Source organism: Halolamina salifodinae, assembly GCF_017874235.1.
In the GTDB taxonomy this organism is placed as follows: domain Archaea; phylum Halobacteriota; class Halobacteria; order Halobacteriales; family Haloferacaceae; genus Halolamina; species Halolamina salifodinae.
Genome location: NZ_JAGGLC010000007.1, coordinates 1 through 26,441, shown reverse-complemented (window position 1 = coordinate 26,441; position 26,441 = coordinate 1). Strand labels below are relative to the sequence as shown.

General features: G+C 67.7%; 28 protein-coding genes and 2 tRNA genes. 19 read left to right on the top strand and 11 right to left on the bottom strand.

Annotation, left to right across the window (positions count from 1 at the left end; genetic code table 11):
* Positions 1–269 precede the first annotated feature (269 nt).
* Positions 270–1,220 carry a lipoyl synthase gene (gene lipA, locus J2753_RS13825; protein ID WP_209492648.1) on the bottom strand — a complete coding sequence of 317 codons (951 nt, stop codon included), beginning with the start codon at positions 1,218–1,220 and terminating at the stop codon, positions 270–272.
* Between the two features lie 115 nt (positions 1,221–1,335).
* On the opposite strand from lipA, the gene J2753_RS13820 reads away from it, so the two are divergent.
* The 5 genes from J2753_RS13820 (at position 1,336) to J2753_RS13800 (ending at position 8,471) form a co-directional block, all read left to right on the top strand.
* Positions 1,336–2,769, top strand: coding sequence for an MATE family efflux transporter (locus J2753_RS13820; protein WP_209492647.1), 1,434 nt, complete (start codon positions 1,336–1,338; stop codon positions 2,767–2,769).
* 561 nt (positions 2,770–3,330) lie between these two features.
* Entirely contained in the window at positions 3,331–4,080 is a 750-nt protein-coding gene (locus tag J2753_RS13815) for a hypothetical protein (RefSeq protein WP_209492646.1), read from the top strand.
* Complete coding sequence (locus tag J2753_RS13810) at positions 4,080–6,449, top strand: DEAD/DEAH box helicase (RefSeq protein WP_321168826.1); 2,370 nt, start codon at positions 4,080–4,082, stop codon at positions 6,447–6,449. Before J2753_RS13815 ends, J2753_RS13810 begins: the two co-directional genes overlap by 1 nt.
* A gap of 248 nt (positions 6,450–6,697) precedes the next feature.
* On the top strand, positions 6,698–7,717 hold the full coding sequence (locus J2753_RS13805) for a hypothetical protein (RefSeq protein ID WP_209492645.1): 1,020 nt from the start codon (positions 6,698–6,700) through the stop codon (positions 7,715–7,717).
* A gap of 1 nt (position 7,718) precedes the next feature.
* The gene (locus tag J2753_RS13800; RefSeq protein WP_209492644.1) at positions 7,719–8,471 is read left to right on the top strand and encodes a hypothetical protein; all 753 of its coding nucleotides are present in this window, start codon (positions 7,719–7,721) and stop codon (positions 8,469–8,471) included.
* Between the two features lie 178 nt (positions 8,472–8,649).
* Here J2753_RS13800 and J2753_RS13795 read toward each other — a convergent pair.
* Positions 8,650–8,723: transfer RNA gene (locus J2753_RS13795), tRNA-Ile, on the bottom strand.
* An 82-nt stretch (positions 8,724–8,805) separates the two neighbouring features.
* Entirely contained in the window at positions 8,806–9,411 is a 606-nt protein-coding gene (locus tag J2753_RS13790; protein WP_209492643.1) for an FxsA family protein, read from the bottom strand.
* A gap of 166 nt (positions 9,412–9,577) precedes the next feature.
* Between J2753_RS13790 and J2753_RS13785 the strand changes: the two genes are divergently transcribed.
* From J2753_RS13785 to J2753_RS13765, 5 genes are all read left to right on the top strand, one after another.
* Complete coding sequence (locus J2753_RS13785) at positions 9,578–9,976, top strand: DUF5778 family protein (protein ID WP_209492642.1); 399 nt, start codon at positions 9,578–9,580, stop codon at positions 9,974–9,976.
* An 81-nt stretch (positions 9,977–10,057) separates the two neighbouring features.
* Positions 10,058–11,344: a glutamyl-tRNA reductase gene (gene hemA / locus J2753_RS13780; RefSeq protein ID WP_209492641.1), complete on the top strand. Its 1,287-nt coding sequence runs from the start codon at positions 10,058–10,060 to the stop codon at positions 11,342–11,344.
* A gap of 45 nt (positions 11,345–11,389) precedes the next feature.
* The gene (locus J2753_RS13775; RefSeq protein ID WP_209492640.1) at positions 11,390–11,665 is read left to right on the top strand and encodes a 4a-hydroxytetrahydrobiopterin dehydratase; all 276 of its coding nucleotides are present in this window, start codon (positions 11,390–11,392) and stop codon (positions 11,663–11,665) included.
* A gap of 18 nt (positions 11,666–11,683) precedes the next feature.
* Entirely contained in the window at positions 11,684–12,079 is a 396-nt protein-coding gene (gene lwrS / locus J2753_RS13770) for an LWR-salt protein (protein WP_209492639.1), read from the top strand.
* Between the two features lie 40 nt (positions 12,080–12,119).
* Positions 12,120–12,770, top strand: a complete 651-nt coding sequence (locus J2753_RS13765) for an HAD family hydrolase (protein WP_209492638.1) — start codon at positions 12,120–12,122, stop codon at positions 12,768–12,770.
* On the opposite strand, the gene J2753_RS13760 is transcribed toward J2753_RS13765, so the two are convergent.
* The 5 genes from J2753_RS13760 to J2753_RS13740 form a co-directional block, all read right to left on the bottom strand.
* Complete coding sequence (locus tag J2753_RS13760) at positions 12,767–13,483, bottom strand: SGNH/GDSL hydrolase family protein (RefSeq protein WP_209492637.1); 717 nt, start codon at positions 13,481–13,483, stop codon at positions 12,767–12,769. The two genes, J2753_RS13765 and J2753_RS13760, sit on opposite strands and share 4 nt — an antisense overlap.
* The gene (locus J2753_RS13755; RefSeq protein ID WP_209492636.1) at positions 13,480–15,375 is read right to left on the bottom strand and encodes a molybdopterin biosynthesis protein; all 1,896 of its coding nucleotides are present in this window, start codon (positions 15,373–15,375) and stop codon (positions 13,480–13,482) included. The genes J2753_RS13760 and J2753_RS13755 overlap by 4 nt, the downstream gene beginning before the upstream one ends.
* Entirely contained in the window at positions 15,372–16,610 is a 1,239-nt protein-coding gene (locus J2753_RS13750) for a molybdopterin molybdotransferase MoeA (RefSeq protein ID WP_209492635.1), read from the bottom strand. The genes J2753_RS13755 and J2753_RS13750 overlap by 4 nt, the downstream gene beginning before the upstream one ends.
* Positions 16,611–16,700: 90 nt before the next feature.
* A complete protein-coding gene (locus J2753_RS13745) occupies positions 16,701–17,414 on the bottom strand; it encodes a class I SAM-dependent methyltransferase (protein ID WP_209492634.1) in 714 nt (237 codons plus the stop codon).
* Between the two features lie 53 nt (positions 17,415–17,467).
* Positions 17,468–17,839, bottom strand: a complete 372-nt coding sequence (locus tag J2753_RS13740) for a DUF2267 domain-containing protein (protein WP_209492633.1) — start codon at positions 17,837–17,839, stop codon at positions 17,468–17,470.
* A gap of 135 nt (positions 17,840–17,974) precedes the next feature.
* Here J2753_RS13740 and cmk point away from each other — a divergent pair, with 135 nt between their 5' ends.
* From cmk to J2753_RS13715, 5 genes are all read left to right on the top strand, one after another.
* Entirely contained in the window at positions 17,975–18,553 is a 579-nt protein-coding gene (cmk, locus tag J2753_RS13735; protein WP_209492632.1) for a (d)CMP kinase, read from the top strand.
* Positions 18,550–19,488 carry an RNA-guided pseudouridylation complex pseudouridine synthase subunit Cbf5 gene (locus J2753_RS13730; protein ID WP_209492743.1) on the top strand — a complete coding sequence of 313 codons (939 nt, stop codon included), beginning with the start codon at positions 18,550–18,552 and terminating at the stop codon, positions 19,486–19,488. Before cmk ends, J2753_RS13730 begins: the two co-directional genes overlap by 4 nt.
* A 40-nt stretch (positions 19,489–19,528) precedes the next feature.
* A complete protein-coding gene (locus J2753_RS13725; RefSeq protein ID WP_209492631.1) occupies positions 19,529–19,699 on the top strand; it encodes a hypothetical protein in 171 nt (56 codons plus the stop codon).
* A 64-nt stretch (positions 19,700–19,763) separates the two neighbouring features.
* Positions 19,764–20,870 (top strand): succinylglutamate desuccinylase/aspartoacylase family protein, encoded by a 1,107-nt coding sequence (locus J2753_RS13720; protein ID WP_209492630.1) that lies wholly within the window; start codon positions 19,764–19,766, stop codon positions 20,868–20,870.
* Positions 20,871–20,976: 106 nt separating this feature from the next.
* Positions 20,977–21,047 (top strand) — tRNA-Pro (locus J2753_RS13715).
* A 248-nt stretch (positions 21,048–21,295) separates the two neighbouring features.
* Here the strand turns inward: J2753_RS13715 and J2753_RS13710 are convergent.
* Positions 21,296–21,682: a DUF192 domain-containing protein gene (locus J2753_RS13710; RefSeq protein WP_209492629.1), complete on the bottom strand. Its 387-nt coding sequence runs from the start codon at positions 21,680–21,682 to the stop codon at positions 21,296–21,298.
* A gap of 74 nt (positions 21,683–21,756) precedes the next feature.
* Here J2753_RS13710 and J2753_RS13705 point away from each other — a divergent pair, with 74 nt between their 5' ends.
* The 4 genes from J2753_RS13705 (at position 21,757) to J2753_RS13690 (ending at position 25,454) form a co-directional block, all read left to right on the top strand.
* Positions 21,757–22,344 carry a DUF7097 family protein gene (locus tag J2753_RS13705; RefSeq protein WP_209492628.1) on the top strand — a complete coding sequence of 196 codons (588 nt, stop codon included), beginning with the start codon at positions 21,757–21,759 and terminating at the stop codon, positions 22,342–22,344.
* A 47-nt stretch (positions 22,345–22,391) separates the two neighbouring features.
* A complete protein-coding gene (locus J2753_RS13700; RefSeq protein ID WP_209492627.1) occupies positions 22,392–22,844 on the top strand; it encodes a VOC family protein in 453 nt (150 codons plus the stop codon).
* Positions 22,845–22,934: 90 nt separating this feature from the next.
* The gene (locus tag J2753_RS13695) at positions 22,935–23,489 is read left to right on the top strand and encodes a GMP synthase subunit A (RefSeq protein ID WP_209492626.1); all 555 of its coding nucleotides are present in this window, start codon (positions 22,935–22,937) and stop codon (positions 23,487–23,489) included.
* Positions 23,490–23,543: 54 nt separating this feature from the next.
* Entirely contained in the window at positions 23,544–25,454 is a 1,911-nt protein-coding gene (locus J2753_RS13690) for a DUF2070 family protein (RefSeq protein WP_209492625.1), read from the top strand.
* Between the two features lie 97 nt (positions 25,455–25,551).
* Here the strand turns inward: J2753_RS13690 and J2753_RS13685 are convergent, their stop codons facing one another.
* Together J2753_RS13685 and J2753_RS13680 are read right to left on the bottom strand one after the other, a co-directional pair.
* Positions 25,552–25,800 carry a DUF3194 domain-containing protein gene (locus J2753_RS13685; protein ID WP_209492624.1) on the bottom strand — a complete coding sequence of 83 codons (249 nt, stop codon included), beginning with the start codon at positions 25,798–25,800 and terminating at the stop codon, positions 25,552–25,554.
* On the bottom strand, positions 25,801–26,190 hold the full coding sequence (locus tag J2753_RS13680; protein ID WP_209492623.1) for a prefoldin subunit beta: 390 nt from the start codon (positions 26,188–26,190) through the stop codon (positions 25,801–25,803).
* Positions 26,191–26,441: the final 251 nt, after the last annotated feature.

Sequence of the window (26,441 nt, the reverse complement as noted above, 5' to 3'; positions counted from 1 at the left end):
TCCTCCGCTCCATTAGTTCGCTCTTCCGCCGCCGTCGGTATAGTGTTTTCGTAAAAGGTTTACTATGAGCAGAAATCACCCTCGCTCGGTTGTGTTCTTTCGGGAAGGGCGACTATACTTCGAAGATTTCTAATTTTGGGCGAGAATTCCGTCGTTCCCCCGGTCATCACCCGGTGGTTCGTTCGGAATTGGACGAACGTTCGGGAAGGATTCCGTTTGACATGATCGGTGCCGACGGGGCTCGGTCAGACTAGACGACGGCGCCGGAATCAGTCACTCGCCGCCGCACGCGCCTCCTCACGGGCGCGCTCGGGGCTCTTGCCGTCGCGGACGAGGGCGTCGACGAACAGTTCGCCCGCCTTGTAGGAGGAGCGGACCATCGGACCCGAGGCACAGTAGAGGAAGCCGAGTTCCACCTCGGCGACCTGCCGCCACGTCTCGAACGCGTCGGGGTGGACGTACTCGAACACGTCGAGGTGTGAGCGGGAGGGCTGGAGATACTGGCCGAACGTCACCACGTCGACGCCGACCTCCCGGAGGTCCGAGAGCGTCCGATAGATCTCGTGGTCGTACTCGCCCAGTCCCAGCATCAGGCTGGTCTTGGTGTAGATGTCGGACTCGCGGTCGACCTGTTCGAGCACATCGAGGGTCTGCTCGTAGTTCGCGCGGCGGTCCCGAACGGGCCACTGGAGGCGCTCGACGGTCTCGACGTTGTGGGCGATCACGTCCGGTTCGGCGTCGATGATCTTTCGGACGGCGTCCTCGTCGCCGTCGAAGTCCGGGATCAGCACTTCGACGAGCGTCCCGGGGTTGCGCTGCTTACACTCCCGGATCGTCTCCGCGAAGTGGGCGGCGCCGCCGTCGTCGAGGTCGTCGCGGTCGACGGAAGTGAGGACGACGTAGTCGAGGCCGATCTCGCCGACGGCCTCGGCGACGTTTTCGGGCTCGTCGGGGTCGAGTGGCTCCATCCCGCCGGTGGCCACGTCACAGAAGTTACAGCCACGGGAACAGCGCTCGCCCATCAGCATGAACGTCGCCGTCCCCGGGCCGGTGCCGGGCCCGTCGCGGCCGGACCAGCACTCCCCCATGTTGGGGCAGTTGGCCTCCTCACAGACGGTGTGGAGGTCCCGGTCCCGGAGCGTCTGCTTGATGTCGGCGAAGCGCTGCCCAGTCGGGGGCTGGCTCTTGAGCCAGTCGGGCTTCCGCCTGCGGCTGCTCATGGCTCTGGATGGGGCGGCGCTCGTGAAAAGCATGCGGTTCGTTCCCTCGCGTGCAAGGTTTGTTACCGCACCGGTAGGTATTTGTTCCCCCTCCATAATGTCCGTACGATACTGAATGTTCGACCTCGACCCCGGCGACATCACGGAGGGGTCCATCTCCCGTGCGCTCGTACTTCTCGCGGCGCCGCTGGTGGCACAGAACCTCGTGCAGGTGGCCAACTCCGCGGCCGACGTGTTCTGGCTGGGCCGCCTCGGCGACGGCGCCGTCGGCGCCGTCGGCCTGAACCAACCCATCATGGCGCTGCTGTTCGTCCCGCTGACGGCGGCAATGGTCGGGACGCAGGTGCTCGTCTCCCAGCGTATCGGCGCCGAGGACGGCGACGGCGCCCGGAAGGCGGTGTTCCACGGCATCTGTCTGGCGTTCGTCGCCGCGGTACTCCTGGCGCTGCTGGTCGCACCCAACGCGGGCGTGCTCGTCCGCCTGCTCGGCGCCGGCCCCGAGGTGGCGCCCCAGGCCGCGGCGTACCTCTCGACGTACCTGCTGCTGTTCCCGTTTACCTCCGTCAGCGACACCGTCGAGATGGGGTTCGTCGGCGCCGGCGACTCCAAGACGGCGATGTACCTCAACTTCCTCGCCATCGGCGGCAACCTCGTACTCGACCCGCTGCTCATCTTCGGCGTCGGCCCGTTCCCTGAACTCGAGGTCGCAGGCGCGGCGCTGGCGACGGTGCTTGGCTACACGATGGCGATGCTGCTCGGCCTCTACTGGCTGACCGGCGACCACGGCTCCATCTCGCTGTCGCTGGCGGACGCCGGCTTCGACATTGAGGAGTTCCGCGAGATGGTCGACATCGGCCTCCCGGCGGGCGGGCAGCGACTCGCCGCCCAGTCGGTTCGGCTGGTCGTCGTCGCCATCGTCACCATCGTCGGCGGTGCCGCGGGGCTGGCAGCCTACACCGTCGGCGCCCGCATCGCCACCATTGCCTTCGTCCCGGCACAGGGACTCCAGCAGGCCGGCCAGAGCGTCGTCGGCCAGAACCTCGGCGCCGACCGCCCGCTCCGCGCCCGGCGGGCGACGTGGCTCGGTGTCGGCATCGCGACGGGCGCGCTGGCGCTGATCGGCGGCATCCAACTGCTGATTCCCGACCTGCTCACGTCGGTGTTCGTCCCCGGCGTCTCCGAGCAGGGTCGCGCGTACGCGATCCAGTACCTCGAGATTCTGGCGTACGGCTACTGGGCTATCGGCGCGACGTACATGCTGCTCGCGGGGCTCAACGGCGCCCGCCGCACCAAGACCAGCCTGATCGTCGATCTGGTGAAGTACTGGGGCGTCCGGCTCCCCATCGCGGTGCTCGCACTGCCCACGGGGTTCGCCGTCGGGGCGTTCGGGCTCTCAATCGCCCCCGGACTCGACTGGGGGATGGCGGCCATCTTCTGGGCGGTCACGGGGTCGAACGTCGCCGCCGCGCTGGGGCTGGGGGTGTACTTCCGGTACGCGACCAGCGAGGGGATGATGCGCCACGCGGCGGACGTGGCGGCCGCGGACTGACCTGATACTCCACTAATGAGGAAATCCTTGTCGCGTCGAGCGTTCCTCGCTGTTTCCGCCGGGTTCTTCGCGGGCTGTCTCGGCGACGACGGCGGGACGGAAACCGAGCCACCGACGATGCCGCCGCCCCCCTGGCTCCGAGAGGGGGCAGAACCCGATATCCTGGTCTCGTCTCCCACCGATCAGTCGGTCGAAGTCACGGTTTCTGCCGGGGAGTGGAGTCGAACAGTCTCCCTCGCCCCGGGTGAACGATGGCAATCCCCGGATGTGATCGCCCCCAATCAAGAGACAGTCGTACGGATTCGGGGTGCGGACACGAGTCTGCGTGTCGACTGGCCGCCGGAAGGTGAAGATCAACACGTACTGACCGCTTACGTCGACCCGGCTGACGGCCTGATCCGAGCATCCTTGCTAAACAGAGATGAAGTACTGAAACGGAGGCGTTCGACCGCTGGAACCGCGACGGAATAGGTGGTTTCGGCGTCCTCCTCGGATCCTTGCTCTCCGACCGACTGTCAGTTTTATTGCGCTCTGCTGTCGTAGCACGGCAACTCACGCGCCATGTTGGAGAACGTCGTCGGTACGGTCAGCGAGAACCCCATCCGCTACGCAGCGCCGGTGGTCGCCGCGGTGTTCCTCGGCATCACCTACTACCAGGCCCAGCGCGGGCGCCGCGGCCCCGAGGCGGGGTTCTGGGAGTTCGTCCGCGGCACCGCCATCCCCACGCTGGACAAGGTGGGCCGAGCGATGGACATCGGCTATGCCGCCTACACGGTGGGCTATCAGGAGTACGCGGGTACGCTGGAGATGCCCCCCGAGCAGGCCGAGTCGTTCCTCTACGAACACGGCTTCCGGCGCAACCCCCTGTCGGCGTACAAGACCCTCCCCGACGGCCGGGAGGAGCAGGGCTCGTGGGTCTGGCGGGAGAACTTGTTGGCGAAGAAACAGCTCCACGTCATGATGTTCGAGCGCCGCAACGGCGAGACTGACTGCTTCGCCCACCGGGAGTACTCCGCGATCAACCCCCTGACGGCGCTCAAACATTACCGCGGCGTCGACTACTCGCCGAAGAAAGGCGAGCGCCTGCTGGTGCAGAAACTGCCCGCGGGCAGCCTCGTGAGGAAGCCGCCCAAGCCTGCCGAGACGAAATCCGACGGCTCGCCAACCGAGGACACGAGCACGTCGTCGACGACCGCCTCGGCGGCCGAATCCGGCGATGACGCCGCCGCGGGCGCCGTTGCGGGATCGCACACACCCGCCCGCGCGACCGAGAGAAACTCCTTTGTCCGTGGCCGCCCCGACTCCGGGTAGTGTCTCAGCGCCCCGACGCCACGGCCCGCGTCGCCGACGTCGTCCCCGAGTTCGCCGACGCCTTCGCGTTCGAGTCGTTCAACGCGATGCAGCGGGAGGCGCTGCCCGCCCTGCTCGACAGCGACGAGAACGTCGTCGCGAGCGCGCCGACCGCCTCCGGCAAGACCGCGCTCGCGGAGTTGGCGATCTGTAAGACCCTGAAGGAGGGCGGTACCGCGCTGTTTATCGCCCCGATGCGGGCGCTGACCAACGAGAAGGAAGCCGAGTGGGACCGATTCGAGGAACTCGGCTACTCCGTCTACGTCGTCACGGGGGAGCGCGACCTCGACCCGCGCCGGGCCGAGCGCGCGGACATCCTCGTGATGACTCCCGAGAAGACCGACTCCGCGACGCGGAAACACGAGTCGGCGCGCTACGGCTTCATCACCGACGTGGACTGCGTCGTCATCGACGAGGTCCACCTGCTCGACTCCGAGAAGCGCGGGTCGGTGCTCGAAGTCACCGTCTCGCGGCTCCGACGGCTCTGTGATCCCCGGATCATCGCGCTCTCGGCGACGATGCCCAACGTCGAGGACGTCGCCGAGTGGCTCGACGCGCCGCCGACGAACACGTTCGCCTTCGGCGACGAGTACCGCCCGGTCGACCTCGAAACCGGCGTGAAGACGTACAGCCACGGCGAGAACTCCTTTGCGGACAAGTACCGCCGGCTCTACCGCGCGCTCGACCTCGCGAAACCCCGCATCCGCGAGGAGGGCCAGTCACTCGTCTTCGTCTCCTCCAGACAGGACACCGTCCGCGCCGCCGAGAAAGCCCGCGACGAGACCACGGAGTGGGATATCGACATGGGCTCGCGGGGTAACTACGACTTCCACACCGCCGCCAAGGAACTCGAAAACGAGACGCTCCGGCACTCGGTCGTCGACGGCGTCGCGTTCCACCACGCCGGCCTCTCGCGCAACGACAAGGACCTCGTCGAGCAGTGGTTCAAGGAGGGGAAGATCCAGTTGCTGTTCTCGACCTCGACGCTCGCGTGGGGGGTGAACCTCCCCGCCCGCTGTGTGGTGATTCGGGACACGAAGTACCACGACCCGCTGGAGGGCGAGGTCGACATCTCGCCGCTGGACGTGCTCCAGATGCTCGGGCGCGCGGGGCGACCCGGCTACGACGACGTGGGCTACGGCTGGGTGATCAGCGACGCCGAGGAGGCTGACAAGTACCGCCGCCTGCTCCGGGAGGGCAAGGAGATCGAGTCGACGCTGGCCGGCGAGATCGAGACCCACCTCAACGCCGAGGTGGCGATGGGCACCATCCGGGACCTGGAGGACGTGCTCACGTGGGTCGAAACGACGTTCTACTACGTCCGCGCGCAGTCGAAACCCGAGGAGTACGAGTTCGAGAGCCTGCGCGAGCGCATCCGCGCCGTCGTCGAGAGCCTCGTCGACTCCGGGTTCGTCGAGACCGACTCGGATCTCGGCGTCGAGGCGACGACGCTCGGCCGATTGGCCTCGAACTACTACCTCCGCCTCGACACGGCCGAGCGGTTCCGCGAGACCTGCGAGCGCGAGCGCCTGAGCGGCGACGACGTGCTCGAAGCCGTCGCCGCCGCCGGGGAGTTCGACTCCGTCTCGGCCCGCCAGTCCGAGACCGACGCCATCGACCGGGCGCTCGAGGGCGCCGGCGTCGATACTGATCTCGAGAACGGCAACCGCAAGGTGCTCGCCATTCTCCACGCCGCGACCGACGGGCGCACGCCCAGCGAACTCCGCTCGGACGCGTGGATCATCCGACAGAACGCGCTGCGACTGCTCGCGGCGCTCCGGGAGTTCGCCGAGGCGTTCGCGGGCCCGCGGGCGGCCAACCTCGTGCGCCGGGTGGAGGCCCGCGTCGAGCACGGCGTACCACGGGAAGCGGTCGGCCTCACGGCCATCGAGGGGGTCGGGGCCGGCCGCGCGGAGACGCTCGCCGGGGCGGGCTTTCCCTCTCCGGCGCAGGTGGTCGACGCCGGCGCCGCGGCGCTCACGAACGCGGGACTCTCCGAGAGCGTCGCCGAACGCGTCGTCGACGCCGCGCGGGACCTGCCACGAATCTCGGTCGACTGGGGGGCGTTCCCGGACGCCATCGCGATGGGCAAAAACGAGATGTGCGAACTCACCGTCCGGAACGCCGGGGGCGGCGCCCGGGTCGGCGTCCGGGTGACGGTCAACGGGACGGAGATGACCGAGACGGCGACGTATCTGGGCGACTCCGACACCGTGCCGGCGCCGGTGTTCGGCGCCGACGCCGACGAACTCCGGTTCGTGGTCGAGGTGACGTACCCGGAACTGCCGCTGGCGCCCGTGCGTGAGGACCGGACGGTTCGGGTGGAGTGAGGAACGACGGAGAAACGCCTCAAAGTAACGTGGGATTTATAATAATATATTGGGGTATTGATCCAGATAGCTTATGCCGGTTATCGGTGCTTGGTTTTGGTGTCGAAACCTCCTTGGTAAGATGCGACTGGCGGGGTACTCTTCACCAGGAGAAAATCCACAGTATAGGCCCATTAGGTACCGAATCTGAGAAATGCGGGGGTTTATACATAGGTAAGACAGTTATACGATAACGAAGCAGTCCCGCGGTGCCCACCATGAGCAGATACAGTCTGATTCAAGAAGGCCCGATCCTCAGTAAAATTGAGCAGGGTCTAGAGCATGCTGTCACTAGCCGCGGATTGACATGGAGGGATCGAGGACAATCCACTAAGAAGCAGAAGTATCTCGATCTGATCATCAATCACTACACCCCTGAGGGTGAGGAACCGGCGGTAACGAGAAGTTGGTTCCTGTTTGGGAAATCTACTCCAGCAGCACCTTCAGGCCATGGTGCATTTGAGAATAGCAGGATTAGTGATGAGTTCCCGGTGGAGAATCTACGGCAGGCATCAAAGCTAGAGATCGCCGATGTTGTGGGCAGTATCGAGCACCCAGAGCTGAACGAGAACAACTGGACTGCTAACACCTACGACTTCTTGGAGGAATATTACACCCATCATGCCCCTCCAGAGTATAGAGATGCCTATTTGGCAAATCTAGAACTGAGGCGAATGTTGGAAGAAGTCCAAGAGGAGATCCAGTCTCAGAGGGTTGGGCAAGCTATGAGTGAGCATGATCCAGGCAGCGATAATGGCAGCGCTCCACTCGATTACTACGAAGACTTGGGCCAAGCCAGCTCGAAGCTGTTGATGGCTGTGGCAAACAAGGACGACCTTGATCCAGCAAGAGATCTTGTGAGGGAGTTCTCGATGCTGTCGATTAAATTTGCCAAAGGTATTTCGAGTATTGGCAGGGGAGATATAGAGGAGTCTCACCAAGACTGTGCTGAGAGTATGGCCGAATTGTACACCGAGTACATCTGGAAATATATCGCATCCCACATGTCGATGGCCTCGGCAGAAGGGCCTAAGTCGGACCGCCTTGCAGAATTTGCGGAGAACAATATTGACGAAATTGATAAGGAAATCGAACGTCAATTTGAGGCCCGACGAAGGCTGTTCAAGGAAAACGGCCTGATACCGGATGTCTCTGAATATCCTGTTAGAGACGACGACGCAAACCGAGCGCTTACAGGACATCTTCGGTCGGTAAAGGGGGCAGAGTAGAGTGGCAGATATAGAAGTATCTGCGGTTGAGGGGGTCTTCTCTGACACTTGTGTTCTTCTTCGCTATGTTTTGGATGATGACAAAGGGAAGCCCTCTGAAAAGGTACTTCTAAATGATCCTTGCCAAGTCTACGTGAGTGGGAAAGTAAAGGCGGAGTTTGAATCGATATACCGCGGCCGAGAGCACATTCTAGATGGACTCGTTGACGCCGCCGAACAAGGAAACATACTTGATTATTCTCCTTCTGGAGAAGTTCATATCGGTGATGGGAACCAAGAGTGGATGAATCGATTCAGGGAGGAGATGGGACAGTTGCCAGAATCAATGGCTGTGATGCGGATGTTAGAGAAGCAAGCCCGGCTTAACGAGGGCAAGAAACGCTTGTTTGAGGATGATGATCCCATCGTGACTGTAACTCCCGCACTGGGGCGGGATGCGACCCTTGTGGGCTATCTAGAAGCAGTTACTCGGAATGATGACGACGCGCAGGTGATTGCTGACGCGGTAGAGTGGAACCGTGAAGGTGGCTCAGGCGTTATGCTGACCACTGATGAAGATGACATTCTGGGGGACGAGGAGGAATCTGACGATGCAGCAGTTCCGGTAGACGATGATGGGCTACCTACGTTTGAGGGATTATTTGAATCGGATCGGCCTCTCCCTGAGCAGATCAACGACGAAATTCGGAGTTGGTACAACGAAGATTCGACTTTGTTATTTTTGCTACCCCAAGCTTTCCTCGAACAACGGTAGTGGAATAGTACTGGGGCTGGTAGGAAGGACTCTCCCCTAGCAAACGTGGCCTCTGGATACAGTCTTCGCTAACGGTTGCAGACACTAACAGAAACACTACGACACAATCGCTCTTCGAGAATTTGTGTCGACCGAAGTTAGATGGCTGGGGAGTTCAGCCCAATTCGCGTGAATTGGATGGGCCAACGCGGATTTGAACCGCGGACCTCCCGGTTATCAGCCGAGCGCTCAACCTAACTGAGCTATTGGCCCAGGTGAGCGCATTCCTCAGTTGGCCGCCGCATCTGTTAAGGCTTTCTCTTCGCCATCCCGACGCCCGCGGCCGGTTCTTCCCCTACTCGTCTTTCGTCCGGTAGTCGTCCGGATCCACGTCGTACACGTCGTCGTCCGACGTGTCGCTGCTGCCGCCGTCATCCCCGAACGGTCCAGCGTCGCCGCCAGACCCGCCGAATGGGCCGGCATCGCCGCCGTCGAAGGGGCCGCCCGCGTTCCCGCCGTCGAAGCCCGAATCGCCCTGATCCGGGAAGCCGCTGGTCCAGACGCCGCCGGTGACGAACCCGCCCGTGCGCTCGTCGAGTTTCGGCACGACGACGTAGCGCTTGAGCAGCATCCGGATCGGGTAGCGCGTCGGCGGGATGGTTAGGAGAAAGCCGATGGCGTCGGTGACGACGCCGGGGGTGAGCAGGAACGCGCCGGCGGCGATCAGCAGCGCGCCGTCCAGCAGTTCGTCGGTGGGTGGCTCCCCCCGAGCGGCTTTCTGCTGGATCCGGGCGAGCGTGTGGCGTCCCTCCGCGCGCACGAGGAGCATGCCGATCAGGCCCGTCAGCACCACCAGCAACACGGTTGGGACCGGACCGATCTCGCCCGCCACGAACACCAGCAGGACGGCGTCGGACAGCGGGATCAGCAGTAGCGCCGGGATGACGTACCGGAGTCGCATTGTTCATCGTTCCGGCGGCGGCCGGATAGCCCTTTCGCGTGGTCACGTCCGGCGCCCCGGACGGCCGACCGTCGCCGGTTTCCTCTCAATCCCGCGCGGCCGACCGTCGCCGCGCGGACTCGGTGCGAACCGCCACCGGTAAAGCGCCGCCGCTCACAGTCCAAACATGGCCGACGCCGTCGACGACGACCTCTACGAGCGGGCCACGCGCCTGCTCGAGCCCGGGGAGATCGAACTGGCGGGCTGTATCGTTCACACCGACCTCGGCGGGGAGGAGGATCTGGAGATGCACGAACTCACTGTCGCCGCCAACGACGTGATCGCCGAGCACGCCGGCAACGGCGAGAGCTACATCTACGCCGGCAACGACACCGATCAGTTCGCCTCGAACCAGTTCCAGGGCAAGACCCTCGCGGACGACGAGTTCGTCTGGGAGTGCCAACAGCTCCTCCGGTCTGGCACGTTCGACCTGGTGTTCTACTACGAGGCCGGCGTCGATCAGCCGAGCCTGGCCGACGACCTCCGATCCCTCGATCACGTTGACCGCGTCACTACCGTCCCGTAACCCGAATACGTTCGGCGTGCCCCCTCGCCGTATTCGGAAGGTTTTACCCGAACGGCGGGGTATCTCCGCCGAGAGAAACCCGTGACCGGAGTGATCTCTGGCGTGAGCGTCTCCCACTCGCTCGCGACCGTCGAGGAGGTGGAGTCGGCAGCGCCGGCCGACGCGAGCGCGGCCACAGAGCGGCTCGCGTCCCGTCCCGGCGTGAGCGAGAGCGTCGTGCTCGCCACCTGCAACCGCGCGGAGGCGTACGTCGTCACCGACGACGCCGAGGACGGCCGTGCGGCGCTCGACGACTTCGCCCCCGAGGTCCGCGAGGGGGCGGTCACTCGATTCGACCACGAGGGGACGATCCGCCACCTGATGCGGGTCGCCTCCGGGCTAGAGTCGCTCGTGCTCGGCGAGGACCAGATCATCGGCCAGGTCAAGGACGCGATGGAGCGCGCCCGCGAGGACGGCACGCTCGGCGCCGTGCTGGAGGAGGCGCTACTGAAGGCAGTCCACGTGGGCGAGCGCGCCCGCACCGAGACATCGATCAACGAGGGTACCGTCTCGATGGGCTCGGCCGCGGTCGAACTCGCGGCTCGCGAGACCCCCCTCGACGACGCGACGGCGCTCGTGCTGGGCGCCGGCGAGATGGGCACGCTCGCGGCTCGCGCATTCGCGGGAGCGGGCGTCGACCGACTGATCGTTGCCAATCGCACCGTCCCCAACGCCGCCCACGTGGCCCAAGACGTCAGCGTCGACGCCGAGGCCGTCGGACTCGAGGCGGCGGCCGACGCCGCCCGCGGCGCCTCCGTCGTCGTCGCCGCCACCGGCGCCCCCGACGCAGTGCTCACCGCCGAGGAACTCCGCGGGACGGAGGCAGTCTGTGTCGACATCGCCCGCCCGCGGGACATCGATCCCGCGGCCGACGAGCTATCCTCGGTCGTCGTCCACGACATCGACGACCTGGAGACCGTCACCGAGCAAGCCCACGAACAGCGCCGCGCGGCGGCCCGGCAGGTCGAGGCGATGATCGACGCCGAACACGAACGCCTGCTCTCCTCGTTCAAGCGCGCCCGCGCCGACGAGGCGATCCGCGGCATGTACGAGGGCGCCGAGCGGATGAAGGCCCGAGAGATCGACCGCGCGCTCACCAAACTCGAAGCGCAGGGCGGCCTGAACGAGGACCAGCGCGAGACCGTCGAGGCGCTGGCCGACTCGCTGGTCTCCCAACTGCTCGCCCCGCCCACCCAGAGCCTGCGTGAGGCCGCCGGCGAGGACGACTGGACCACCATCCGCACCGCGATGCAGCTTTTCGACCCCACGTTCGACGCCACAGAGGCCGACTCGGCCGCCGAGGCGGCCGACGAAGCCGCCGGCGAGTAGCGACCCCGGCCGAACCTTTTCCCCTCACGGGCCGTAGGCCCCGCTATGGCCGAACTACTCGAGGACGACGAGGTCGAGCGGCGAATCCCCAACGGCTGGGAGTACGACGGCGACGAGATCATCCGGACCTACGAGTTCGACGACTACCTCACCGCCGCCCAGTTCGTCTCCGACGTGGCCGAGATCGCCGAGGAGGAGTTCCACCATCCCGAGATCACGCTGCGCTACGACGAGGTGGAGGTACGCTTCACGACCCACGACGCCGGCGGCGTCACCGAGAAGGACGTCCGGCTGGCCGACTACTGCGACGGCGAATACTGATGGCGAGGTGATGGACCGATGAAGGCCGCCTACGTCTTCGAGGCGAAGTTCCGCGTCGAAGCCCCCGGCGTCGCGTTCGACCCGAACCGCTTCGAGACGACGCTCAGGCTGTTCGCCCCAGTTCCGGGCGTCGAACCCGGCGCCGAGCGGATCGACTGGCTGTTCTTCCGGGATCGGCTCTGGCGCGGCGAGATCGGCGACGAATCGTCACTGCGGGACGCCGCCAGCGACTGGCTCGGTGTCGAGGTCGTCTCGCTGTCGTTCTCTGAACTCCGGGCCGACGAGGAGTATCTCGACGCGCTGAAAGCCGAGATCGACCGGGATCTCTCGCGGTTCAATGCGGAGAACGTTGACGAGGTGCTGCACCAGTATCTCGGCTCCTCGATCCACGCGGTCGACACCGAAGCCGTCTGACCACAACGCACTTCTCCCCGAACCGGCTAGCACCGCCCAGATGGCGTACGACTTCTGGCTGCTCGACCTCGACGGCACCATCGTCGACGTGGAGCCCCAGTACCGCTACGACGTGTTCGAGGAAGTCGGCGACCGGCTCGGCCGAGAGTTCACCGACGAGGAAGTGGAGACGCTCTGGCACGGTCTCGGCGGCCCGCGCAGCGAGAAACTGGCCGCGCTGGGGCTCGACCCCGGCCGCTTCTGGCCCGCGCTCCACGAGGCCGAGGATCCCGGTGCCCGCGCCGAGGCGACGTACATCCACGACGACGCCGCCGCCCTCCTCGACGAACTCGACCGCGCCGGGCGCCCGGTGGGCGTCGTCACCCACTGCGCGCCGTTCCTCGCCGACCGCGTCGTCGACGACCTCGACCTGCGCTCGCGCTTCGACGCGTTCGTGACTTGTTCCGACGATCTGGGCTGGAAACCCGACCCCGAGCCGGTCCACCACACGATGCAGCGGCTCGGTGTCGACGCAGAAGGTGCGGGCGTGCTCGCCGGCGACGGCCCGAGCGACGTTGGCGCGGCGTGGAACGCCGGCCTCGACGCGGTTCACGTCGAGCGCCACGGCCCGGATCGCCGTGGCCAGTGCGTGCTGGCGGACCACCGCGTCGAGCAGTTCACGGACCTCGATGAGACGGTGTTCGGCGTCTAAGCCCGGAGCGCTTCTGCGGCGACCGGATAGATCCGCTCCAGCCACAGGTCGTGCTGGGCGGGCGCCGGGTGGAGGTCGTCCCCGGCGATCAGTGCTGGCTCCGCAGCAACGCGCTTCGACGGCGGAATCACGTCGACGAGCCGAACCCCCCGTTTCTCGACTGCCTCGCGGGTGATCTCCTCGTAGGCGTCCAGCCGTTCCGCGTGTTCTTCGGGGTCGTTCTCCTGCCCGACAGGGGTGAGCGTGTAGTCCGGCACGGTGATCACGACGACCGAGTCCGGATTCTCGGCGAACTCCAGCGCCCGATCCAGCATGGCCTCGAACTTCGGCGCGAACGTCTCGGGTGGCTCCTCCTGAAAGCAGTTGTTGGCGCCGATCAGCAGGGTCACGAGGTCGAACGGCCCTGCTGGCTCCGCTTTATCAATTGCCTCGTCCAGATCGTCCGTCGTCCAGCCGTTCTCCGCAATCACCACTGGATCGGCGACGGCCTCACCCTCGGCGCGCAGTCGCTCGGTGAGTTTCGTCACCCAGCGCTCGTCGGCGTCGACGCCGGTGCCGACGGTGTAGGAGTCCCCGAGCGCGAGGATCCGTTTCCCGTTCGGTGCCGGTGTGGTGCCGCTCGGCGCGGAACAGCCAGCGAGCAGCCCGAACACGCCGGAGAGCAGCCCACTGCTGCCGAGACGGAGCGCGCTGCGGCGTGACGGGAGACTCATTCGTCGACGGGTTCGAACCCCGGGAGATCGGCGAGCACCTCCTCCATCCCTGAGAGCACGGCTTTCAGGTCCTTCATGCCCTGTTTCTCCACGCGCTCGGGGTTGGCCCGCACCCGGACGGTCTGGCTGTCGACCGGGACGAATCCCAGCCCCAGTTTCTCCGCGGTCGCGCGCAGGCCGAGGCCGGCGTCGAACTCCCCTGCGAGCACCCGTCTGGCGGGGCTCTCGTGGGCCTTGAGCGTGAACCCGTAGCCGTCGATGGCGTTCTGCAGCGCGGCGGCGTCGGTGTCCCGCGCGGCAGCCAGTCGCTCCAGTTCCGCGTCGGCGCTGGCCCGGAGGCCCGTCGCCGTGTCGAGGTTCACGAACCGCAGGTCGCCGTCGATCAGATCCCCGAACCCCTCGATTCCCGCGGGGTTGCCCTCGGGCACGATCAGCCCCCACTCGCGCTTCCAGGAGCCGAGGCCGACCGACTCCACTTCGCGCCGGACCGGGCCGGCGACGACGGCGGCGTCCGGCAGGCCGTCGCGCAGGCGTCGAAGCCCCTCACGGGAGCCGACCGAGAGGAACCGACTCGACTTGAGGCGGTCCAGCAGGCGCGAGAACGCCGGGTCGTCCTCGCCGAACGCGAGCACCGCGGGGGTCCGGACGCTCGGCGAGAACAGGGTCACGCGCACCTGTTCGCCCTCAGCGAGGTACTCGGTGTCGGCATCGACTTCGACGACGCCGTCGGCTTCCACGAGGCTGGTCGTCGCGCCCGAGCCCTTGTCCACGGGGTAGACCAGCGTCTCGCCCGCCTCGTTCTCGACGAGACCCACCGGCATCATCCGGGTGCGGCCCTCGCTGTAGCGCTCCTCGGTCGCCAGTTTCCCCTCCACAGTTGCGGTTCGGGGTTCTGGCACCCCAGCGGCGCGTCGGATCGCGGGCGCGACGAAGGTCCGGAAGATGGTGAGTGCGGAGACGGGGTAGCCCGGCAGGCCGACGTAGGCGCTGTCCGCCAGTCGCCCGACGAGCATCGGCTTCCCAGGTTTCACGGAGACGCCGTGGAGCAGGAGTTCGCCGCGCTCCTCAATCACCTGATACACGACGTCGACCGCCGAGGCCGATGTAGAGCCGGAGGAGAGCACCAGATCGCACTCCTCGGCAGCGGTCGTCAGCGCCTCTTCCATCACGTCCATGTCGTCGCCGGCGTGGGGGTAGAGTTTGGCCTCGCCGCCGGCTTCCTCGACCCCGGCGGCGATGGTGTAGCTGTTCACGTCGTAGATCTGGCCGGCGTCGCTGTTGAGGTCCTCGCCGGGCCGGACCAGTTCGTCGCCCGTCGAAACGATGCCGATCGTCGGCTTCCCTCGCACCTCGATTTCGCCCTTGCCGAGCGCTGAGAGCAGACCGATCTCACGGGGGGTGAGCTCCGTGCCGGGCCCCAGCGCGCGCTGGCCGGCGGCGATGTCGGCGCCGGCGGGCATCACGTGGTCGCCGGGCGCGACCGAGGTCCGGATCTCGACGGCCTCGGTGCCGAGTTCGTCGGTTTTCTCGACCATCACCACGGCGTCGGCGCCGTCGGGCATCACCGCACCCGTGGAGATTTCGGCGCACTCGCCCTCGTCGACGAACACGTCCGGCTCGCTGCCGGCGTGGACTTCGCCCACCAGATCGAGCACCGCGGGGTCGGCCTCGTCGGCGCCGAACGTGCCCCGTGCGCGCACCGCGTAGCCGTCCATCGACGCCCGGTCGAAGCCCGGCACGTCGAGGTCGGCGTCGACGCGCTCGGCGAGGATCCGCCCGCGGGCGTCCGCGATCGCGACGGTTTCGGGCTCGGGTTCGAGATCCAGCGACGCGATGGCCTCGTGGGCTTTCGCCGGCGAGGTCAGGTCGCGGAACTCCTTCCGGTCGCTCATTGGCCCACCTCCCAGTGCTGGACCGCGACGGTCTCACCGCCGTCGATCCCCTCCGCGGCCTCTGGGACGACGACCCAGCCGTCGGCCAGCGCGACGCTGGAGAGAACCCCGGATCCGGAGACGCGAGTCGGGATCGCGGCGGGACGGGGGTCGTTCTCGTGCTCCTCCAGTCGGACCCGGGCGAACGTCCGCACGCCGGGTTCGCTGGCGATCTTTCGCTCTAACGTGGCCTCCGTGGTCGGGAACGGCGGCAGCGGCGCGTTCATCGCCCGCTTGACCGCGGGGCGGAGGAACTGCACGGCGTTGACGATGGTCGCGACCGGGTAGCCCGGCAGCATCAGCACGGGCGTGTCCTCGACGACCGCGAAGCCGAACGGGTGCCCGGGCTTGAGTGCGATGCCGTGGACGACGATCTCACCGAGATCCTCCAGCACCTCGGGAAGCAGGTCTCGCTGGCCGACGGAGGACCCGCCGGAGGTGACCACCAGTTCGCCATCGAGACCGGACTCGATGGCGCCCTTCAGCGCGTCCTCGTCGTCCTCGACGGGGGCGAGTTCGGTCGGCTCGCCGCCCCAGCGTTCGACGAATCGGGAGACGGTGAGGCCGTTGGTCTCGATGGTCTCGCCCGGACCGGGATCTTCCTGCACGAGTTCGTCGCCGGTCGGGATGACGGTCACTTCGGGCTTCTCGAAGACGGGGACCTCGGTGAAGCCGACCGACTTCAGCAGGCCGAGGTCCGAGGGTCGCAGTACGTGGCCGGGGTCGTAGAGATGCTGGCCCTCCTCCACGTCCTCGCCGGCCTCGGCGACGTTCTCGCCCTCGGCGACGGCGTCGAACAGTTCGATCTCGTCGGCGACGGGTTCGGCCTGTTCGATCTTCACGACGGCGTCGGCGCCCTCGGGGAGCGCGCTGCCGGTGTGGACCCGCAGGGTCTGATTCGGATCGACGACGCCCTCGGTGGGGTCCTCGTCGACGGCGCGGAGGACTTCCGGCGAGCGGTCCGACGCGCCGAACGTGTCGCCCGCACGGACCGCGTAGCCGTCCATCGCCGCCCGGGGCGCCGAGGGGACGTTCGCGGGCGCGGCCATCGTCGCCGCGAGGGTGCGGCCGTCGGCCTCGGCGATGGGGAGCTCCGCCGCGCGGCCATGGGGATCGACGGCGTCTCTGAGCGCCGCGAGCGCGTCGTCGACCCGGGTTCGCTGCTTGAAGCCGGACTGCTTCCGGTCGCTGGTCATTATCGGGGGGTGGGTCTCCGTGGTGAAAAAGGGGGCCGACGACGGACGACGGCACGCGACCGGCGCGGCGCGTCGACTTCGCGCTCGGAGCTACGCCGGCAGCCGCATCGCCACGCTGTACATCCGCCCCTCGTCGCTGCTCCCGGTCGATTTCGCCAGCAGTTCGGCCTCGGTGATCAGCTGTTGGCCCAGCGACTCCGGGAGCGCGTTCGCGTGGCCCCGGACCTCGGCGACGTGGGCGGTCAGATGGCTCTCGGACCACGGAACCGGCTCCAGAATCCCGCGCGTGCGGTCGTGTTCCCAGCCGTGCCCGCCGAACAGGCGTCGCAGGCCGTCGGCGGGGTAGAACGTCAGCGCCGCCCGCGCGTTCGCCAACTCGGCGGCAGCGTTCTCCACGGCGAATAGCTGCCGGACCGGCGACTCGGGCGGCATCGGGTCGTAGTCGTCGACGATCAGTTCCGCACCCGGCGCGGCGACGCGCGTGAGTTCGGCCGCGATGGGCGCCGCGGCGTCGTTCGGGAGGACGTTGAACAGCGCGTGGGCGGTGATCACCTCGACGGCGCCCTCTGGGAGCGGGAGGTCCCGGAGGTCGGCTTCGACCAGCGTGACGCGGTCGTCGCCGTCGAAGCGCTCCCGGACGCCCTCGGCGTGGTCTGCGCGGTCAGTGACTGCGTAGACGTGGTCGGCGCCCGCATCGAGCAGGCCGGCTGTGGCGTTGCCTACGCCGGCGCCCGCTTCGAGGCAGGTCCTGCCTGCCACCTCGCGGTCCGCGAGCGCAGTCGCGACGGAGTCGGGGACGTTCATGCGCGGAAGTGGTGGGGCCGTGCGAAAAGGGTTGGCCGGAACGGGTTCGGCGCTCAGATCAGCGTGTCGTACTCGTCGGGAAGCTGGCCCTCGATCCGCGAGCGCTCGAAGTGGTCGGTCTCCATCTCCAGCGCGTCGAAGGCGGCCTGTGCGCGGGTCTGGGCGGTCTCCTTGTCCACGCCGAGGCGGTCGGCGAGGCGTTCGAGGAACTCGTCGACGCCGAACGAGGCCTCGGAGTGCGAGTCCCAGTCGATGGCCCACGTCTCCATCTCCTTGGGGAGTTTGCCGGCGATGTTCTTCCCCTCTTCGCGGGAAATGCGCTCGGCGAGGAGGTCGAGGGTCTCCCGCAGCGTCTCCTCGGCGGTCTCGTCGTCGTCGACGTCGGACTGGCGCTGGACCTCGATGATCGATGCCTGGAGCGTCATTATGCCCGGATCTGGGTCCGGCTCCCTCCAAAAGCTACTGGCCGTGCCGGGGGCGCGTCGGCGTCGACGGTGCCACACATCCACCAACCGCCGACGAACGGCAACGATTTTCCCCCTCTGCGCGCTTTTGTCGCTATGTTACTCACCGTCTCCGGCCCGCCGGGCAGCGGGAAGAGCACGAACGCGGAGCTGTTGGCCCAACGGTTCGACCTCGACCACATCAGCGGCGGCGACATCTTCCGCGAACTCGCCGAGGAACGGGGCTACACCCCCGTGGAGTTCAACGAACTCGCCGAGGAGGAAGACCAGATCGACCGCGATCTCGACCGACGCCTGCGCAACATCGCCGCCACGCGCGAGGACGTGCTGCTGGAGTCCCGGCTCGCTGGCTGGCTCGCGGCCGAGCACGCCGATATGCGGTTCTGGCTCGACGCCCCGCTCGACGTGCGCGCCGAGCGCATCGCCGACCGCGAGGACAAGACCGTCGAGGAGGCCCGCGCAGTCACCGAGCGCCGCGAGCGCAGCGAGGCCAAGCGCTACGAGGAGCTCTACGACCTCGACATCACCGATCTCACTATCTACGACGCTGCGTTCAACACCGCGCGCTGGGGCGAGATGACCGTCCCCGACCTGCTCGCGCAGGCCGTCGAGCGCTACGACCCCGAGGAGGACGAGGGGAAACAGCCTGTCGAGGGCATCCGTTACGACTTCTGACCGTGAGTGACCCACTCCGCGACCCGCCGGGCGAGCGCTCCGTCGAGGCACTCCTCTCCTTCGGCGTCGTCAACCTCGACAAGCCCGCGGGCCCCTCGGCCCACCAGGTGGCGGCGTGGGTCCGGGACCTCGCGGATGTCGAGCAAGCAGCCCACGCGGGCACGCTCGACCCGAAAGTCACGGGCTGTCTGCCGACGATGCTCGGCGACGCCACTCGGCTCGCGCCCGTGTTCCTCGAAGGCGCCAAGGAGTACGTCGCCGTGCTGGAACTCCACGGGCTCCCGCCGACGGACGTCGAGGCCACCGTCGCGGCGTTCGAGGCCGAAATCTACCAGAAGCCGCCCCGGAAGAGTGCCGTCGTGCGCCGCCTGCGCTCCCGGGAGATCTACAACCTCGACCTACTGGAGCTGAAAGACCGGCAGGCGCTGCTGCGGATCCGCTGTGAGAGCGGCACCTACATCCGGAAACTCTGCCACGACCTCGGGCTGGCGCTGGGCACCGGCGGGCACATGGGGAACCTCCGCCGGGTCGGCACGGACCCGTTCGACGACACCGACCTCGTGACGCTGCAGGACCTCGCTGACGGCCTCGCGTGGGCACGCGAAGATGACCGGCGGCGCTCGCCGGCACAGGGAGCCGGCGAGGGCTACGAGGAATTCCTCCGCGAGGTGGTCTCGCCGGCCGAGCGCGCGATGGAGCACCTCCCCGCGGTCACCATCGCCCGGAGTGCGGCCGTGGAAGTCGCCGAGGGAGCGCCCGTCTACGCACCGGGCGTGATCGAGATTGATGAGGTGGCAGCGGGCCTCGACCCGGGAGCCGACGACCTGCTGGCCTGCTACACGCCCGACGGCAGCGCGGTCTGTCTCGGGAAACTGGTCGGCGACCCCGACGCCGAATCGGGCGAGGTGGTCTCGCTCGAACGGGTGCTGGTGTAGGCCGAAGGTTCTTTGCGCCGCTCGCACACCTCCCGGCGAGATGAGCGACGAAGCAGGCGGATCCCCAGGGGACGGCGACGCCGACGGGGCCCCGGGAGACGGCAACGCCGATGACGCCCCGGCGGACGCCGAGGGCGACGAACAGGGCCGACTCGGGCGCTGGGGCCAGCATCTGCTGGATCTCCTGGAGTTCGTGTTCGATCTGTTCTAGCTGACTCCCGGCAAACCCGGAGCCGTGCCGTAGCTTCTTCCCCCCGCCCGCCACAGCCTCGGGCATGGATATCGGCACCGCGAGCGCGGCACCCGGCGAACTGGACCGCGGCCATCTGGAACTCACCGAGCTCCCGACGGGGACCCCCGAGAAACTTCCCGTCATTGTCGCCAACGGGGAGAAGGGCTCGCCGGCACAGGGAGCCGGCGAGGACGAAGACGGGCCGACGCTCTGGATCACCGGCGGCGTCCACGGCGACGAGGCCACCGGCGTCGCGGTCACGCAGGACGTGATGCACGAGGACCTGCCCCAGCGGATTTCCGGGGCCGTCGTCGCCGTCCCGGTCGTCAACCCCGCGGGTCTGCGCCGGAACGCGCGACAGTCCTACTACGGCGACGACGACCCGAACCGGAAGTTCCCGGACCCCGAGAGCGACTCCTCCCGGCCCGCCGAGGTACAGGAGCGCATCGACGAACGGCTCTACGACACCATCGTCGACTCCGCCGACGCGCTGATCGACAACCACACTGCCGGCGTGAACTCCTTCCCGTTCGTCATCCGGGACCGCGTGCTCTACGGCGAGCGCCGAACCGAGGACGAAGCCGAAGAGCTCGCCGACGAACTGGACGCGTTGGTGCAGGCGACTGGCCTGCCGCTGCTGACGGAGTACCCCGCCGAGGAGTACGTCGAGATGGGGCTCCAGCGCTCGACGGCCGGCGCGGTCTGTAACGCCGCCGGAATCCCGGCCTTTACGACCGAACTCGGCGGCCACAGCGTCGTCACCGAGGGGGCTCGCGAGGCGGGTGTCGCCGCCGCCTACGGCGTGATGGACGAACTCGGGATGCTGGACGACTGGCCCGAGGAGGTCGAGGAGCCCGGAAGCTACGACGCACCGGTTGACTTCCCGGTGCGGCGCTTCCGCGGCCCGCGGACGGAGACGGCGGGGCTCGTGCGCCACCGCTTCGAGGCCGGCGACATGGTCGAGGAGGGTGAAGTCGTCGCGGACGTCGTGAGCGCGGCCGGCGAGCAGATCGACACGGTCGAAGCCGAGCACGACGGCTACGTGATCGGACGGAAGGAGGGGCTGGCGGCCTACGAGGGCGACGCGGTGCTCAGCATGGCCGCCCGCGACGAGGGGCCGCTGGTGGCGCCGCGGGACGCCGACGAGTAGGCGGCATCGGCGCCGCCGGGGTTGTGTCGCCGAGGCGGAGACGGTTCTGCGCGACGAGGGGACGAAGCGAAGTGCTTAACTGCAAGACAGCGTTCGTTCTACGTACGGGACCGTAGGGTAGTGGTATCCTCTGCGGATGGGGTCCGTAGGACCTGAGTTCGAGTCTCAGCGGTCCCATCACTTCTCCGAAACGTTCCATGGGGCACAGCGGAAGTGCCGCCCGACGGCGGCCGAACGGGGGGCACTATGATGCCTCTCCGATCTGCCCCGACCGATTCGACCGACTCCTCCACCCAGAGCGTCAGCAGTTTCGGCCTCGCTATCGTCCAGGCCCATGGCGGCGCGCTGAAAAACACCGACGCCAAGAACGGCGGCGCGCGCTTCGAGATCCGCGGCTCGACGTGGCCCCCGACTGAGTTAGCTCGTCACCCCTCCATTTCGACCGTATCTCCCGGCTCGACGCCCTCGGCGGCGCCGGCCGGAAGCTCCACCACTGTGTCCGCCAGCCCGTGGGCGAGCCCGCGGAACGGCCGCAGGCGCTCGACTTTCGTCACTTCGTCGTCCACCATCCAGAGCACGTCCAGCGCCACGAACACGAACAGCGTGTGGATGGTCCGGCTGGCTGGCTCGTCGAACGGGAACACGAGCGCGTACCCCTCGGGCAGCGAACGCCGGAACATCACGCCCAGGGCCTGCGCGAGCGGCCCCTCGGCCTCCTCGACGTTCTCGGCGAGCGTCCGGTGGTCCTCCCGTCGGCTCACGTTCTCGGCGAGGGTCCGGGTTTCGCCGTCGCTGTGGTGGACGAGTCGCACGCTCCTCGCTCCCGGCGCTGGGCTACTAAGCGTTCCCCCCGAGCGTTGAAGGCCGCGCGCGACCCACGGCGGGTATGGAGGAGACGCCCGATGGGACCCCGGTCGGCGTCGACGACCCCTACGCCGTCGCGGGCGCGTGCGATCACCTCACCAGTGACGGCCGCTGTCGCTACGCGCTGGATCAGGCCGGCGCCGATTCGTCGTTCGCGGCCGAGCGCCGCGCCGATGGCTACGCCTGCGTCGTCGCCGACACCGAGGCGGCGGCCACCGACGGCACGGAGCCAGACTGGTCGCGCTGTCCCCACTACCGCTCGACGACTGACGCTAAGGAGTGTGCCCGCTGTGGGCTGGAGGAGGTCCGGATCGCCCACGACCCCGACGCCCGGCCGCTGATCGAGGAGCACCACCTGTCGTATGCAGGTGCCGCCGGCGACGGTCGGCCGGCGGCCGATCAAGAACACGACGAGGGCGACGCGGAGCCCTCCCACGAGATCACCGTCGGCCTCTGTCGCTGGTGTCACACGAAGGTCCACCGCTCGTTCGCCCGAGTCGACGACGACGCCAGCCCGGATCCGGAGGCCATTGCGGCCCGCGAGCAACGCCGCGGCGCCGAGCAGTCCGAACTCGGGTTCCAGTCGGCCGGCGAGCGCCGCGAGGAGTGACCGCCGCCGCCGCAAATCACCCCGTGTTCGCGCACGTACTCCCGGCTATGCCCGCCGACCACCTCGGCCACGTCCACCTGAAAGTCACCGACCCCGAGCGCGCCGTCGAGTTCTACCGCGACGTTCTCGGCCTCGAGGTGACCGAACGCGTCGACCGGTACGCGTTCCTCACGTTCGGCGAGCACCACCACGACCTCGCGCTCCAGGGCATCGGCGCCCCCGAAACTGACGACGACGTGCCGGCGACCCCGCGTGGCCCCGGTGTCGGCCTCTACCACTCCGCGTGGGAAGTCGAGAGCACCGACGCGCTCCGGGAGACAGCCGAGCGCCTGCGCGAGCGCGACGTGCCGTTCTCGCCCGTCGATCACGGGATCAGTAAGGCGCTCTACTTCGACGACCCGGACGGCAACGGCGTCGAAGTGTATCTCGACACCCGCGCCGAGCGCGATATCGAGCAGTGGGACGGCCGCAACGAACAGTTCGACCCGTTCGCGATCTGAGGCCGGCGCTTGGCCGCCCGGCGATGCACGGACGTGCGTATCTCCGGCAGCTTCCGAGGTGTTTTTGGGCCTCGTCGGCCAACCCAGCCCATGACCCGCATCGTCGTCATCGACAACCACGGACAGTTCACCCACCTGGAGGGGCGCGCGCTCCGGGACATCGGCGTCGAGACCGAGATCCTCGACAACGACACCGACCCCGAGGAGATCAACGCCGACGGCATCGTGCTCTCGGGCGGCCCCTCGATGGACCGTGTCGGCCGCTGTGCGGACTATCTCGACCTCGGCGTCCCCGTGTTGGGGATCTGTCTCGGCATGCAGTTCATGGCCGTGGAACTCGACGGCAGCACCCACAGCGGCGACTACGGCGGCTACGCCGACGTGACCGTCGAGATCCTCGACGACGAGGACCCCCTGATCGGCAGCCTCGCCCCCGAGACGCGCGTCTGGGCCAGCCACGCCGACGAGGTCGACACGGTCCCCGAGGGCTTCGAGCGAACGGCCCGGAGCGACGTCTGTGAGGTCGAGGCGATGAGCAACCCCGAGCGAGGGCTCTACGGCGTCCAGTGGCATCCCGAGGTCGCCCACACTGCGGAGGGAGAGGCAGTCTTCGAGGCGTTCCGGACGATCTGCGAGTCGCGGTAGGCCGGTCGGACGGAAGTCACGGGTTTTTGAGCGTCCGGGCCGGATCCAGTAGCGATGACGGCGTCCCAGAGCAACCTCGCGGGGCTCTCACGGTTCATCTTCCGAGCCCCGAACTGGTACACCAGCCTGACGTTCGCGCTGGTGGTGGCCGCCATCGCGGGCATCGGCGCCTTCGACAGCGGCGAGGCTGACGCGGTGTTCCGGGGGATCCTCTTTCTGGGCCAGGACGCCCTCGAGGGGATCTTCTTCATCGGCCTCCCGACGGTTATCGCCGGCTTCGCCACGCCGTGGGTCGACCGCTACACGGGCGGCCGACTCACCTACAACCGGGCGTCGCTGCTCGCGCTGATCTGTGAACTGCTGATCGTCGCCGTCGTGAGCGTCGCTGCCCTGCTTGCCTACCTGGTCGCGTGGCTCGACCAGACGTTCGTCTTCGACGCGCTGATCGTCGCGCTGGCGTCGGTGTTCGCGCTGCGACTGCTGGTGGTGATGGCCGTCTCCCGAACCTCGCTCCCGGTCGCGGTCCTGCCCGCCAGCATCCAGACCGGCGCGGCGGCCGCGCTGCTGTTCGTCTACAGCGGGGCGATCCGCTATCTCGCCGACGGCGGGTCGGCCCTGCGGGCGTTTCTCACGCCGTTCTTGAACGAGTCGGCGGAGGCGCCGGGCGTGCTGAGCACCATCTCACCCACCCAGTTCGCGCTGCTGGGCGTGCTCTGTGCGATCTACGCCGTCGCCGTCTTCGTGTTCCTGGTCGCGGTCGATCAACCCTGGCGGCGCTCGATGGGCGTCTCGATGCTCGACTTCCTCCGGGGGTTCATCGGCCACGTCGCCGAGGGCACCGACGAACTGGAGGACTTCTTCGAGGAACTTGGCGAGGAGGCGGTCGTCCCCGTCACGGTGCTCGCGTTCCGTGACCCCGACGACGGCACCGAGAAGGCCCGGTTCGTGCTCCCGATGATCCACCCCGGGCCGATGGGCGAGATCGGCGGCGGCAACCTCCCCCAGCGCGTCGCCGAGAGCGCCGAGGGGCTGGCGTTCCCGCCCCACGCCACCGCCGGCCACGACTTCAACCTCGTCACCGAGCGCGAGGTCGAGCGCCTGATCGACGCCGCCGACCGCGCCCACCGGCGCATCGACTACACCGCCGACGCCACCCGGAGCGAGCGCATCCGCGCCGGCGACGCCGAGATGCTCGGCCAGGCGTTCGGCGGCGACGGCCTGCTGGTCAACACGTTCTCGCCGGTGTTCGCCGACGACGTAGAGTACGGTGTCGGCCTCACCGCGGCCACCGAGGCCCGGACCAGCGGGCTGGACGACGTGCTGCTCGTCGACGCTCACAACTGCAACAACGGCCTCGACGGCCCGGATCTGGGCCACGTCACCCCCGGCAGCGAGCGCTCGTTCGACATGATCAACGCCGCGGGCGCGGCCGGCGAGCGCCTCGGCGACGCCCCCGAGTCGGCGCTCTCGCTCGGGACTGCGTGGGAGGAGACCGAGTGGGAGCCAGCCGACGGGATCGGCCCGCTGGGCATCCGCGTCGCCGTCACCGCCGTCGACGGACAGGAAACCGCCCACGTGCTCGTCGACGGGAACAACATGGAGCCGTGGCTCCGGGACCGGACCGTCGACGAACTCCAGGCGGCGGGGTTCGAGCACGCGGAGGTGATGACCACCGACACGCACATCGTCAACACCGTCGAGGCCGACAATCAGGTGGGCGCCGAGATCGGCCACGCGGCGTTCATCGACAAAGTCGCCGACATCGCCGAGCGTGCGCGAGACGACACCGAACCGGTCGAGGCGGGGATGGCCACCGAGCGCGCGGAGGTGACGGTGTTCGGCAACGACCGCACCGAGACGCTCGCCTCCCACGCCAACGCGGTGGTCTCGCTCGGCGGCGCGTTCGCGCTCGCGGTCAGCCTCGCGGTGGTCGCGATCAGCGTGCTGCTCTTTTTCGTTACCTGAGTTCGGCCGCGGGCTACCCGGGCCGAGCAATGCAGAAAACCTTCGGCGCGAGCGGGGCGCTGGTGGATGTTGCGAACGCCGGCAGAACGGTCGCCGGCTACTCGAACAGTTCGTCGACCGCGTCCTGCGCCGCGAGCGCCGCCGCCTCGGCCACGTCTTCGGCGTCGGGGTCGGCGTCCTCGGGGGGGTTGACGTAGACGTCGACGTCGAGCACACCGTCCTCGAACGTGACTGTCACGTCGAGGTCGGTCAGCTCGGACTGCTTGTAGCGGTCCAGCACGACGCCCTCCGCGGCCGCGCTGGCGGTCTCGACGACCTCCTCGTCGGTCGGCTCCTCAGTCGTCATTTACGCGCCGGCGCCCGGGCCGCCGGGGCCCATCGGGCCGCCCTCGCCGCCCTGCAGGAGCTGCTGGAGCTCCTCCTGCAGTTCCTCGAACTGCTTCTGGGTCTTCTGCTCGCGCTTCTGGAGCTGCTCGACGCGAACTTCGAGGCTGTCGACCTTCTCCTCGAGGTTCTCCTCGGCCTCCGCGTAGTCGGTGTGGACGAGGAGCTCACCGATCTCTCGGTACATGGTCGCGTCCTCGTCGATGTCCTCGAGCGCCTCGAGGGCGGTCTGAGCCTCGTTGAGCGAGGTCTCGGCCTGCCCCTTCTGGGCGGTAAGCTGCTCGGTGGTCTCCTGAAGGTCCTGTAGCTCCTCGATCTTCTCTTGGGCTTCCGGCGGTAGACTACCCTGCATACCTCGGTCGACGGCCTTCGGCCTGAAAAAGGCCCGTATTTGGGCCCGACACGGATTTCGGCCGGCGAGGGGCGATCTGCGGCCGCCGGATCGCCGGCAGGGGGCACGGTACCAGCCGGCTGACTGGTGCGAGCGGACCCTTGGCCCCGCCCGGCCCGCCATTGCCGGACTGACCCTTGGTCCCGCCCGGCTCGCCATTGCCGGACTGACCCTTGGTCCCGCCCGGCTCGCCATTGCCGGACTGACCCTTG